The sequence below is a fragment of the Phycicoccus sp. DTK01 genome, assembly GCF_017312765.1.
GTDB classification, from domain to species: Bacteria; Actinomycetota; Actinomycetes; order Actinomycetales; family Dermatophilaceae; genus Phycicoccus; species Phycicoccus jejuensis.
In genome coordinates, this window is sequence record NZ_BOPU01000015.1 from 1 (window position 1) to 11,104 (window position 11,104).

An 11,104-nucleotide genomic window follows, 5' to 3' on the forward strand; every position below is an offset into this window, starting at 1 on the left:
CCTCCCGGCCGCCCCCGAAAGTCCCTACTGTCAGGCCCACGATGACACTTGTGTCAGCGATGTCCTGGCACATGACAGTCGTCATCCCGACGTTCTTCACACACGTTTCGTGCTGGTGGGGGCGTCCTCGTGGCCCGTTTTGGGGAGCGGGGCGGGCATCGGGTAATCTCGTGCACCGCGCCTCCTGAGAGGTGCGACGCCGGTCGGTGACGGGCCTATAGCTCAGACGGTTAGAGCGCTTCCCTGATAAGGAAGAGGCCACAGGTTCAAGTCCTGTTAGGCCCACCACCCGACCTCCCCGGCTCCCAGGTGGTGTTCCGTGAAGAAGCTCCTCGTCCTCCTCGCCTCTGCGGCAGGTGCGTTCGCCCTGAGCAAGCAGATCAAGGACAAGCAGGCCGAGAACCGGCTCTGGGCCGAGGCCACGGACACCCCGCAGAGCTGACGCTCACCCCGCCGCCCGCGCGGCACCCGGGGGCCATGGCGCAATTGGTAGCGCACCTGCTTTGCAAGCAGGGGGTTAGGGGTTCGAGTCCCCTTGGCTCCACCAACGGCTCCGCAGCATGGCCGACGCGAGACCCTTCGCCGGCAATCCCCGCGACCGATTGTCCGAACGGCTGCCGCGGTGTCGTCGATCGTGAAAGCCTGGGCCGATGTCGACGACCGCACGTGGGCCGCGAGGGTGGCTTCTCATGGCCGCCGGTGACAACCGCGGGCACGGCGGAAACAACGGTTACGACGATCAGTTCGACGCCTACTACTCCTGGGACAGCAATGTCCCGAACCACAAGAATCTGCAGGTCGGGGATCCGATCGCATTGTGGGACAAGGAGCGGCTGCTCGGCATCTCCGTCATCGAGGCGATCGAGACCTCGCCCGGCTTCAAGGAGCTGAGCAGGTGCCCTCACTGCAGGGCAACTCGCATCAGCGAACGAAAGCTCGCGTCACCTCGGTTCAGGTGTATGCAATGTCGCTCCGAATTCGAGTTCGCGGTCAAGGAGATCGTCCCCGTCGAGGTGTACCAAGCGCGCTACGACGCCGCGTGGACCTCGCTCGACGGTGTTCTGAACGAGCAAGAGGTGCGCTCCTTGGCGGTGAACCCCAAGGAGTTCAACGCCATGCGGCCCATTCACTGGGACGCGCTCGAGCAGGCCCTCCTCGAGAAGAACGCGGAACGAGCTCTCGGTCGGATCGCGGCCCGCGCCGATCTGAACACGACAGCGACATCGCTGCAGTACGTGCCTGCCCACGGGTTCAACGACTCCTTCGTCCGTGTGAGGCGGGGGCAGCGTCAGTTCCGTCAGCACATACTCACGCTGCAAGGCAGCGTCTGCGCCTTCACCGGAGGGGCACCCGAACGCGTTCTCGACGCCGGACACCTCTACAGCTACGCGGAACTGGGAACGCATTTCAAGCACGGTGGACTGATGCTCCGGAAGGACATCCATCGCCTGTTCGATGACGGACTGCTTGCCGTGGACCCTCGGCGGTTGACCATCGACGTTGCGCCCACGCTCGAGAAATACGAGCAGTACGCAGTGCTGCACGATCGACGTCTCCACGTCGGTCTGCGGGACGAGCAGGTGTTGTGGTTGGACAAGCACTGGACCGAGCACCGCGCCGTCGCGTGACCGAGCGGCGTCCGTCGAGCCCTGTCAAGGAGTAGCCGGCCCTCTCGAGCTGGGCCCAGCCACGGGCGCGTCCGCTCGGTTCGCCGAACGACCTGCCGCGCAGGTCGATCCAACCTAACGTTGGATGGATGACGGGGGCGGTTGACGCGAAGCGGATGCGACTGCGGTACGCGGGGGTGTGTCGGGTCTGCGATGCCGAGCTGCCGGCGAAGGCCGAGGCTGTCTACGAGCGAACGACGAAGAGCGTGCTCTGCGTGGCGCACGACCAGCCGGCGGACGAACCACCCACGCCGGAGGTCGAGAGCGAGGTCACCTCGCCGGAAGCTCAGCCAGCCGTCGCTCCTGCGGCCGAGCCGGCGGAGCCCGAAGTGGTCGACAGCGGCGTCGCCGGGGCATCGGCTCGCCGTGAGTTCGAGCGGCGGAAGGCGAAGCGCGAGGAACGCATCCGCACCAGGCACCCGAAGCTCGGCGGCCTCATCCTCGCGGTGACCGACGACCCGCAGTCGACGCGGGCGTGGGATACCGGCGCCATCGGTGAGGAGAGGCTCGGCAGGGGACTCGACGCCCGGGCCGGCGACACGGTCCGCCTGCTGCACGACCGACGCATCCCACGGACGCGCGCCAACATCGACCACATCGCCGTCACCGCCCACGGAGTGGTCGTCATCGACGCCAAGCGCTACAAGGGCCGGCCGTCGCTGCGGGTGGAAGGCGGCATCCTGCGGCCACGGGTCGAGAAGCTGATGATCGGCTCGCGGGACTGCAGCAAGCTCGTCGACGGCGTCCTCAAGCAGGTGTTGCTCGTCCGCGACATCATCGGGGAGGACGTGCGGGTCACCGGCGCGCTCTGCTTCCTCGACGCCGACTGGCCGCTGCTCGGCGGCGACTTCACCACCCGCGAGGTGCGGGTCCTCTGGCCGAAGAAGCTCTACAAGCTCCTCCAGCAGCCCGGCCCACTGGACTCCGCCGCGGTCGAAGCGCTGCACCGCCGTCTAGCCACCGCATTGCCCTCGAGCTGACCGCCGGCGAACCTCGCCGAAATCGTGATGTGCAAGGCAGAACGGCCCTGACCATCGACTTTGCCGTGGACCCCGCCGGCAACCTTCGACAGTAGCCCGATCGGACCATTCCCCCGCGTGCGCGGCAGGTCTAGATTCGGGCTCGTCGACTCCTGGCAGGGCCTCAAAGGGTTTCGAGCCGACACGGCCGACGTCCCGGGACGGTGACGCGACGGGTGCTGAGGGCACCTGGTCGCGACCCCCTCCATCGCCCCGGGACGTCCCGGCCGGACAACTCCATCCACACAGACGCACACGGCGCACGATCCAGAGCGTGCGCATCCCCGGACAGGGCGGCCGACAGGGGGTCGCCCCGTCCGGACACGACGGCGCCGGCCGTATCCCCGGGGGGATGCGGCCGGCGCCGGTCCGTCTGCGCTGCGGTCAGCTCTTGTCGTTCGAGCCGCCCTCGACGTTCGGGGTGGAGAGGTCGGAGCCCTCGGAGGTACCGGTCGTCGACGGGATGGTCGAGTCGCCGGTCTTCGCGTCGTCCCAGGTGGCGGCGGCCTCGTCGGCCGCGTCGCTCGCGGCGTCCTTGACCTCGTCGGCCTTCGCGGCGGCCGCGTCCTTGGCGTCGTCGGCCTTCGAGGCCGCGGCGTCCTTGAGCTCGCCGGCCTTCTCGAGGCCCTTGTCCTTGAGCTCGGACGCACGCTCGGCGGCGGCGCCAGCGGTCTCGGCGAGCTTCTCGCGCACCTCGCCCGCCTTCTCCTTGGCGGTGTCGACGGCGTCGGACGTCTTGGTCGAGGCCGACGACGGCGGCGTGTAGGAGCCGGCGCTCGCCCACGGGTCGGGGCGCTCGGAGCTCTTGCGGTACGCCATGACGGCGGCGCCGGCGGCGACCGCACCGAGGAGGAGCACCCAGCGACCCTTGCTGCGGCTCTTCTTCGCGCGGGCGTCGCCCTTGAGGACGGCGTAGGCGTCGGGGGCGCGCTCGGCGGCCTCGGCGGCCTGCTCACGCGCGGTCGCGGCGCCGGCGGCGATGGCGGTCAGGGCCGCCATGACCTTCGGGAGGACGTCGTCGGAGAAGGTCTCCTTGGCGTGCTCGGCGCTCTTCTTCGCGTGCTCGACGCGGGGAGCCAGCGCCTCGAGCGCCTCCTCGGCCTTCTCGCGAGCGGTCTCGGCGGCGTCCTGGGCGCGCTCGCGGCCCTCGCGCACCTTCGGCGCGACCGAGCCGGCGTAGTCACGCGCGGTGTCGGCGTAGTAGTGCGCCTGCTTGTTGGCGTCGTGGGCGAGGTCGCGGGCCGACTTGTTCGCGTCGTGGGCCAGGTCGCGGGCCGACGCGTACTGCGCGACGGCCTCCTTCTTCGCCTTCTTGCCCTGCTTGCGCAGGTGCTTCGCCTCGGACTTGCTGCTCTTGCGGAGGTCCTTGATCTCGGACTTCGTCTTCTTGCGCAGGTCGTGGGCGGTGTCGGCGGCGCGCTCGGCGGCGTCGCGCGAGGCCGCGCTCACGCGGTCGGCGGCATCCGTCACGGCATCGACGGCCTGGTCGGTCCTGCTCTTGCTGCGGAACACGCGTCCTCCTCGGTGTGGGACATCTCTTTCGTCCATCCTGCCCTGTTTGCGCTGCTCGGGGCACATCAGGACAAGCCTTGATGCCGTGAGTCGCCCCACCCGGCGGCGTCGGGCCCGCGTGAGAGGATCGGAGGCATGAAGGCAACGCTGCACACCAACCACGGCCCGATCGTCGTCGAGCTCTTCCCCAACGAGGCGCCGAAGACCGTCAAGAACTTCACCGGCCTCGCCACGGGCGAGCAGGAGTACAAGGACGACGCGGGGCGCACCAACCCCACCCCGTTCTACGACGGCCTCGTCTTCCACCGCATCATCCCCGGCTTCATGATCCAGGGCGGCTGCCCGCTCGGCCAGGGCATGGGCGGCCCCGGGTACACCTTCGACGACGAGGTCCACCCCGACAAGCAGTTCGACCGCCCCTACCTCCTCGCGATGGCCAACGCCGGCAAGCGCATGGGCAAGGGCACCAACGGCTCGCAGTTCTTCATCACCGTCGCGCCGACCACCTGGCTCAACGGCAAGCACACGATCTTCGGCGAGGTCGCCGACGGCGCCAGCCGCGAGGTCGTCGACAAGATCGCCGGTGTCCGCACCGGCGCCCAGGACCGTCCGGTCGACGACGTCGTCATCGAGCGCGTCGAGATCGAGCAGTAAGCACCACGCACCACCACCCCGGGAGACCGACGTGTCCGAACCACCGCCGATCCCCCCGGTGAACCCTGCGCCGGCGGCCGCGGGCCAGGTCCCGACCTGCCCGCGGCATCCGGACCGGGAGTCCTACGTCCGCTGCCAGCGCTGCGGACGCCCCGCCTGCCCCGAGTGCCAGCGCCCCGCCGCCGTCGGCATCCACTGCGTCGACTGCGTGCGCGAGGCCTCGAAGACCGTCCGGCAGGGTCGCACGACCTTCGGCGGAGCCGTCACCGACGGCCGGCCGCTGGTGACGTTCTGGATCATCGGCATCTGCGTCGCGGTCTACCTGCTGCAGACCGTGCAACCCTCGCTCACCCGTGACATCGCGTTCGCGCCCATCGTCGGCGACACGCAGCCCTGGCGCTTCATCACCTCCGGCTTCGCCCACGGCGGCCTCACGCACATCGCGTTCAACATGTATGCCCTCTACGTGATGGGCCAGTACCTCGAGCCGATGCTCGGCCGCGCCCGGTACATCGCCCTCTACCTGCTCAGCGCGTTCGGCGGGTCGGTGGGCATCCTGCTGCTGGCGTCGAAGCCGGCCGGCGGGGTCGTGACGCTCGCCGACGAGTCGTGGATCACCGCGGCGGTCGGTGCCTCCGGGGCGGTCTTCGGCCTCTTCGGGGCGTTCCTCGTGCTGCAGCGCCGGCTCGGCCGGTCCGCGGCGGGGATGTACGTCGTCATCGGCATCAACGCGGTCATCGGGTTCGTCATCCCGGGCATCGCGTGGCAGGCGCACCTCGGCGGCCTCATCACGGGGGCCGTCGCCGCGGCCGCCATCGGCTACCTCGGCCGGGCCAAGGATCCGCTCCAGCCGCCGGACCGGCGCATCCACTGGGTCGCGCTCGGTGGGCTGTTCGTCGTCCTCGTCCTGCTGTCGGTGGCCAAGTACGCGCTCTGACTCTGACCCTCAGCTGTTCCTCGATGCCCCGGCCGCTGCGGCCGGGGCATCGCGCTGTCCACCGGTCGTCCACAGGCGTCCACAGCGCATCCACGCGTTGTTCGCACACTTGTCCACAGGCTGTCCCCATGTGGATTACACCGGTGTCATTCATCCCCAATGGGGACAACCCCTGTGGACAACTGGGGACGAACCCCTGGAACCTGGGGACGAGGTGTGGACGGGCGGTGCACGACGGGTCATTCGGGCCCGTCATGCACAGGACCCCGGGGCTGCACCACGCGGATCGCGTGGGAGCCCCGGGGTCCCGGGGGCGGTGCCTGTGGACGGCGCCGGCGTCGACCTCGGCGGTCAGCGCCAGCGGGTCGTCATGAGGAAGCCGGAGAGCATGAGGCCGAAGCCGACGCCGAGGTTCCAGCGGCCGAGCTGCGGCACGGGGTACTGGTTGGCGCCCGAGATGTAGAAGGTGACGACCCACAGCAGGCCGAGCACCATGAGCGTGAGCATCACCGGGACGAACCAGCGCGCGTTGGGGCCCTGCTGCGCCGCCGACGCCGTCCGCTGCGGGGTGTAGGCGGGCTTCTTGCGACCCTTGGACTCGGGCACGGGAACTCCTCCGGTTCGTTCAGACTCGTGCCCTAGCGTAGAGGCCACGTCGTCAGGAGAGGGGAGGCAGGGTGCCGGGCACGCACGCCGGTCGGTCCGAGCGGTCCTCGCGGCACGCCGGCCGGGTCGACCGACCCTCGCCGTGGCCCTGGCTGGTCCCCGTCGCCGCCCTCGTCGCCGGCGCCCTCTTCGCGAGCAGCGTCCGCGCCTCCGACGGCGAGGAGCTGCGCACCGGCTACACCCGGCTGCCCGACCTCATCCGCGAGCAGACCCGCGTCAACGCCGACCGCGCCGAGAAGGTCGACACCCTGCGCGCGCAGGTCGAGGACGCGACCGCCGCCCTGGCCCCCGGCGACCTCACGACCCAGCGGCTCGAGCGCCAGGCCGCCGAGATCGCGACGGCGGCGGGACGCACCGAGGTGCGCGGGCCGGCGCTGCGCGTCACCCTGACCGACGCCCCCCTGCCCGGCGGCGAGGTGCCCGAGGGCGGCGACCCGGACGACTACGTCATCCACCAGCAGGACATCGAGGCCGTCGTCAACGCCCTGTGGGCCGGCGGCGCCGAGGCGATCATGGTGCAGGACCAGCGGATCATCTCGACGAGCGCCGTCCGTTGCGTCGGCAACACCCTCATCCTCCAGGGCCGCGTCTACTCGCCGCCCTACAAGGTCACGGCGATCGGCAACCTCGAGACGATGCGGGCTCGGCTGCAGCAGGACCGCGCGGTCGACCTCATCCGCCAGTACGCCATCGCGTTCGGTCTCGGGTACGACCTCGAGGACGCCGGCACCCAGACCCTGCCCGCGTACGCCGGCAGCATCACGCCGACCGTCGCCGAGGTGGCCACCTCGTGATCCGTCGCGCCGTCGGCTGGGTCGGCGAGCTCCTCATCACGGCGGGCGTCCTGGTCCTGCTGTTCGTCGCGTGGCAGCTGTGGTGGACCGACGTCACGAGCAACCGCTCCCAGGAGCAGATCGTGCGCGCGCTCGACGAGGGGTTCGCGTCGGGGCGTGACGCGGGCGCCGCGCTGCACGACGCGTTCCCGGAGCTGGGCAAGGCCGACGCGTTCGCGGTCATCCGCATCCCGCGGTTCGGGGCGGACTTCGCGCGGCCGGTCATCGAGGGTGTCGGGCGTCCGGTGCTGGCGCTCGGGGTCGGGCACTACGAGGGGTCGGCGTCGCCGGGGGCCGTGGGCAACTTCGCGGTCGCCGGCCACCGGACGACCTACGGGCGGCCCTTCCACGAGATCGACACGCTGCGCGACGGCGACCGCGTCATCGTCGAGACGGCGCCCACGGTGTACGTCTACGAGATCACCGGGCGTGAGATCGTCCGGCCGTGGCAGACCGAGGTCATCGCGCCGGTGCCGGACTCGCCCGGGGCGAAGCCGACGGAGCGGATGATCACGATGACCTCCTGCCACCCGAAGTACAGCGCGACGGAGCGGTTCGTGACGCACGGTCGCCTCGTCGAGGCCGTGCCGCGGGCGAAGTGGCGGCTCGCCGACTGGTCGACGGTGGAGGGGTAGGCGGATGTACGCAGCGCTGTGGCGCTCGCTGCCCGGGCCCGCGTGGGTGCGGGCGCTGACGTGCGTCGTGCTGGTGGCGGTGGTCGTCGCCGTGCTCTTCGAGTGGGGGTTCCCGGCGCTCGCCGAGGTGCTGCCGTTCAACGACAACACGGTGGGGTGAGTGGTGGGTGTGCCCGGCGACCCGCGGCGGGGGGGCGAACCAGGCGCGAACCCGGCGCGGACCGGGCTGGGTCGGCGCGACCGGGCGGGGCACCATAGGGGGATGACCCGCGTCCTCGTCGTCGACAACTACGACAGCTTCGTCTTCACGATCGTCGGCTACCTCGAGCAGATCGGCGCCGAGTGCGAGGTCGTCCGCAACGACGCCGTCTCGCCCGCCGACGGCGCCGACTTCGACGGGGTGCTCGTCTCGCCGGGGCCGGGGACGCCCGAGGAGGCCGGCGTCTCGATGGCGATGATCGAGGCGTGCGCCGAGCGGGCGCAGCCGATGCTCGGGGTGTGCCTCGGGCACCAGGCGCTGGGCGTGGTCATGGGCGCGACGGTCGGGCGGGCGCCTGAGCTGCTGCACGGCAAGACCTCGAGCGTGCTGCACGACGGGTCCGGGGTGCTGGCCGGCGTGCCGCAGCCGTTCACGGCGACGCGGTACCACTCGCTGACCATCGACCCCGCGACGATGCCGGAGTCGCTCGTGCCGAACGGGCACACCGAGTCGGGGATCGTCATGGCCGTGCGGCACGCGACCCTGCCGCTGCACGGGGTGCAGTTCCACCCCGAGTCGGTGCTCACCGAGGGCGGGCACCTCATGCTGGCCAACTGGCTGCGCAGCGCGGGGATGGCGGATGCGGTGTCGCGCGCGGAGGGGCTGTCGCCGCTCGTGCACGACGCAGCGGGGGTCGCGCGGATGGTGGCCGCGACCTGAGGTGAGCGGCGCGCGGGCGTTCGGCGTCTGCGCTCTGGTGGCGAGCGACGAGCGCACGGCGCCCGGTTCGGGTCTCCTGAGAGCCGGGGGCCGAAGTAGGTGTTCCCGGCCTCCATGCGCCGCGGAAGGTTTACCTTGCCCGCGCAACCACTTCCTTGCGGCGTGGAAGGAAAACCTCGCCGGGGACAACCGCATGCTTACGCCGGGAAGGGATCCCTTGCGGGGTGGAAGGGAAACGTTGCCGGGCGCAAGGTAATCCTTCCGGGGAGGCAGGATCCTGGGAGGTACATGTCTCCTGGGCCGCCTGGGCGAGGTCGAGGCGGGGTGGTCGAACCTGGGCCGGGCGGCCGGGACGAGTGGGGCGGCGGCGGGGCGGGTCCGGGTGGACCCGCCCCGCCGGCCGGGTCAGCTCGGGGAGGGGCTCGGCGACGGGCTCTCGGTGGGCGACTCCGACGGCGTGGGCGTGGGCGTCGGGGTCGGGGTAGGTGTCGGCGCGGCCTTCTGGGCGACGACGATCTTCACCGTCGAGCCGGTGTCGACCGCCTGCTTGCCCTTCGGGTCCTGGCTGATGACGTCGCCCTCGGCGGCCTGGTCGGTCTGCTCGTACGAGGTCTCGACCTTGAGGTTGGCGTCGGCGAGGGCGCTCTGGGCCTCGTTCTGGCTCATCCCCACGACGTTCGGCACCTCGACCTGGCCGGTGCCGACCGTCACGTTGATCCGCGTCCCGGGCTTGACCGCGACCTGCGAGCCGGGATCGGAGGAGATGACGACGTTCTCCGCGGTGTTGGCGTCGTTGACCTCGTCGACGGTCCCGAGCGTCAGCCCGAGGTCGGAGAGGATGCCGCGGGCCTCGTCGAGCGAGCGCCCGGCGAGGTCCGGCACCTCGACGTTGTCGGGCCCGCCGGAGACGGTGATGCGCACCGTCGAGCCCTGGTCGACGCGGGTGCCGCCCTCGGGGGTCTGCGAGATGACGTTGCCCTCGTCGACCGTGTCGGAGGCGGCGACCATCGACTCGACGCGGAAGCCCGCCCCGGTCAGCGTGGCGGTGGCGGCGTCCTGCGGGGCGTCGACGACCGACGGCACCTGGACCTGCGGTGGCGTGTCGGACTCGCCGAGGTAGTTCACGAGGCCGAACACGAGCAGCCCGAGCGCGGCGAGCACCGCGACGACGAGGAGGATGGCCGCGGCCGGGTTGCGCTTCTTGCGCTCCTCCTCCATCACCTCGCGGCGGGTCAGCGGCTCGTCGTCGGCGGGCGGCGAGGTGGCGAAGGGGGCATCCCATGCGGCGGTGCGGTCGGTGAGCGCGGTCGAGGAGGCCGGCAGGGCCTCGGTGACCCCGGCCGCCGCGGCGCCGGCGAGGGCCGCGGCGGACGAGCGCGCCGCGATGCTCACGGGACGCCCGAGCCGCACGGCCTGGAGGTCGGCGCGGAACTCGTCGGCGTCCTGGTAGCGGTCCTCGCGCGGCTTCTCGAGCGCGTGGAGCACGACGGCGTCGAGGTCGGCCGAGATCCCCTCGGCGAACCGCGACGGGGGCACCGGGGGCTCGCCGACGTGCTGGTAGGCGATGGCGACCGGGCTGTCGCCCTGGAACGGCGGCCGGCCCGTGACCAGCTCGAAGAGCATGCAGCCGGCGGAGTACAGGTCCGAGCGTGCGTCGACCGTCTGCCCCTGCGCCTGCTCCGGCGAGAGGTACTGCGCGGTGCCGATGACCGCCTGCGTGGCGGTGACGGTGGCGTTCGCGTCGGCCATCGCCCGGGCGATCCCGAAGTCCATGACCTTGACCGAGCCGTCTGCCGCGACCATGACGTTGGCCGGCTTGATGTCGCGGTGGACGATGCCCTGCCGGTGGCTGTAGGCCAGCGCGTCGAGGACGCCCTCGGTGACCCGCACGGCCTCGGTCTCGTCGAGCTGCCCCTTCTCGGTCAGCTCCTCGCGCAGCGTCCGCCCGTCGACGAACTCCATGACGATGTAGGGGATGTTGACCTGCGCCCCACCGGACTCGGTGTGCAGGTGGTCCTCGCCGTGGTCGTAGACCGCGACGATCGAGGCGTGGTTGAGCGCGGCCGCCGACTGCGCCTCGCGGCGGAACCGGGTGATGAACGTGGCGTCGCGCGCGAGGTCGCTGCGGAGCATCTTGATGGCGACGGAGCGGCCGAGCCGCGTGTCGAACCCTCGGTGGACCTCCGCCATGCCGCCGCGACCGAGGAGCTCACCGACCTCGTACCGGCCGCCGAGCAGCTTCGGGACGTCAACCATGTCGTG

At 71.1% G+C, this 11,104-nt stretch carries 12 protein-coding genes and 2 tRNA genes; 11 read left to right on the top strand and 3 right to left on the bottom strand.

What is annotated here, in order from left to right:
• Positions 1-211 precede the first annotated feature (211 nt).
• The 5 genes from J3473_RS18910 to J3473_RS18925 all read left to right on the top strand — a co-directional run bounded on the left by J3473_RS18910 (position 212) and on the right by J3473_RS18925 (position 2,647).
• Positions 212-288 (top strand) — tRNA-Ile (locus J3473_RS18910).
• Between the two features lie 31 nt (positions 289-319).
• Positions 320-442, top strand: a complete 123-nt coding sequence (locus J3473_RS19620) for a DLW-39 family protein (RefSeq protein ID WP_211250970.1) — start codon at positions 320-322, stop codon at positions 440-442.
• A gap of 29 nt (positions 443-471) precedes the next feature.
• Positions 472-547: transfer RNA gene (locus tag J3473_RS18915), tRNA-Ala, on the top strand.
• A 142-nt stretch (positions 548-689) separates the two neighbouring features.
• Positions 690-1,628, top strand: coding sequence for an HNH endonuclease signature motif containing protein (locus J3473_RS18920; protein ID WP_207025357.1), 939 nt, complete (start codon positions 690-692; stop codon positions 1,626-1,628).
• 368 nt (positions 1,629-1,996) lie between these two features.
• Positions 1,997-2,647, top strand: coding sequence for a nuclease-related domain-containing protein (locus tag J3473_RS18925; protein WP_242525967.1), 651 nt, complete (start codon positions 1,997-1,999; stop codon positions 2,645-2,647).
• Between the two features lie 423 nt (positions 2,648-3,070).
• Here the strand turns inward: J3473_RS18925 and J3473_RS18930 are convergent, their stop codons facing one another.
• Positions 3,071-4,198: a hypothetical protein gene (locus tag J3473_RS18930; RefSeq protein WP_207025358.1), complete on the bottom strand. Its 1,128-nt coding sequence runs from the start codon at positions 4,196-4,198 to the stop codon at positions 3,071-3,073.
• Between the two features lie 135 nt (positions 4,199-4,333).
• Here J3473_RS18930 and J3473_RS18935 point away from each other — a divergent pair, with 135 nt between their 5' ends.
• Both J3473_RS18935 and J3473_RS18940 read left to right on the top strand, forming a co-directional pair.
• On the top strand, positions 4,334-4,852 hold the full coding sequence (locus tag J3473_RS18935; RefSeq protein ID WP_030527272.1) for a peptidylprolyl isomerase: 519 nt from the start codon (positions 4,334-4,336) through the stop codon (positions 4,850-4,852).
• Positions 4,853-4,910: 58 nt separating this feature from the next.
• Positions 4,911-5,789, top strand: a complete 879-nt coding sequence (locus J3473_RS18940) for a rhomboid family intramembrane serine protease (RefSeq protein WP_242525968.1) — start codon at positions 4,911-4,913, stop codon at positions 5,787-5,789.
• A 351-nt stretch (positions 5,790-6,140) separates the two neighbouring features.
• Here the strand turns inward: J3473_RS18940 and J3473_RS18945 are convergent, their stop codons facing one another.
• Positions 6,141-6,395, bottom strand: a complete 255-nt coding sequence (locus J3473_RS18945; RefSeq protein WP_030527270.1) for a cell division protein CrgA — start codon at positions 6,393-6,395, stop codon at positions 6,141-6,143.
• Positions 6,396-6,466: 71 nt separating this feature from the next.
• Here J3473_RS18945 and J3473_RS18950 point away from each other — a divergent pair, with 71 nt between their 5' ends.
• The 4 genes from J3473_RS18950 to J3473_RS18965 all read left to right on the top strand — a co-directional run bounded on the left by J3473_RS18950 (position 6,467) and on the right by J3473_RS18965 (position 8,842).
• Complete coding sequence (locus tag J3473_RS18950; RefSeq protein WP_207025359.1) at positions 6,467-7,249, top strand: DUF881 domain-containing protein; 783 nt, start codon at positions 6,467-6,469, stop codon at positions 7,247-7,249.
• The gene (locus J3473_RS18955) at positions 7,246-7,923 is read left to right on the top strand and encodes a class E sortase (protein WP_242525969.1); all 678 of its coding nucleotides are present in this window, start codon (positions 7,246-7,248) and stop codon (positions 7,921-7,923) included. Before J3473_RS18950 ends, J3473_RS18955 begins: the two co-directional genes overlap by 4 nt.
• 4 nt (positions 7,924-7,927) lie before the next feature.
• Positions 7,928-8,083 (top strand): hypothetical protein, encoded by a 156-nt coding sequence (locus J3473_RS18960; protein ID WP_207025360.1) that lies wholly within the window; start codon positions 7,928-7,930, stop codon positions 8,081-8,083.
• 102 nt (positions 8,084-8,185) lie between these two features.
• Positions 8,186-8,842, top strand: coding sequence for an aminodeoxychorismate/anthranilate synthase component II (locus J3473_RS18965; protein ID WP_207025361.1), 657 nt, complete (start codon positions 8,186-8,188; stop codon positions 8,840-8,842).
• A gap of 405 nt (positions 8,843-9,247) precedes the next feature.
• Here J3473_RS18965 and pknB read toward each other — a convergent pair whose 3' ends face one another.
• Complete coding sequence (gene pknB / locus J3473_RS18970) at positions 9,248-11,098, bottom strand: Stk1 family PASTA domain-containing Ser/Thr kinase (protein ID WP_207025362.1); 1,851 nt, start codon at positions 11,096-11,098, stop codon at positions 9,248-9,250.
• Between the last annotated feature and the right edge of the window lie 6 nt (positions 11,099-11,104).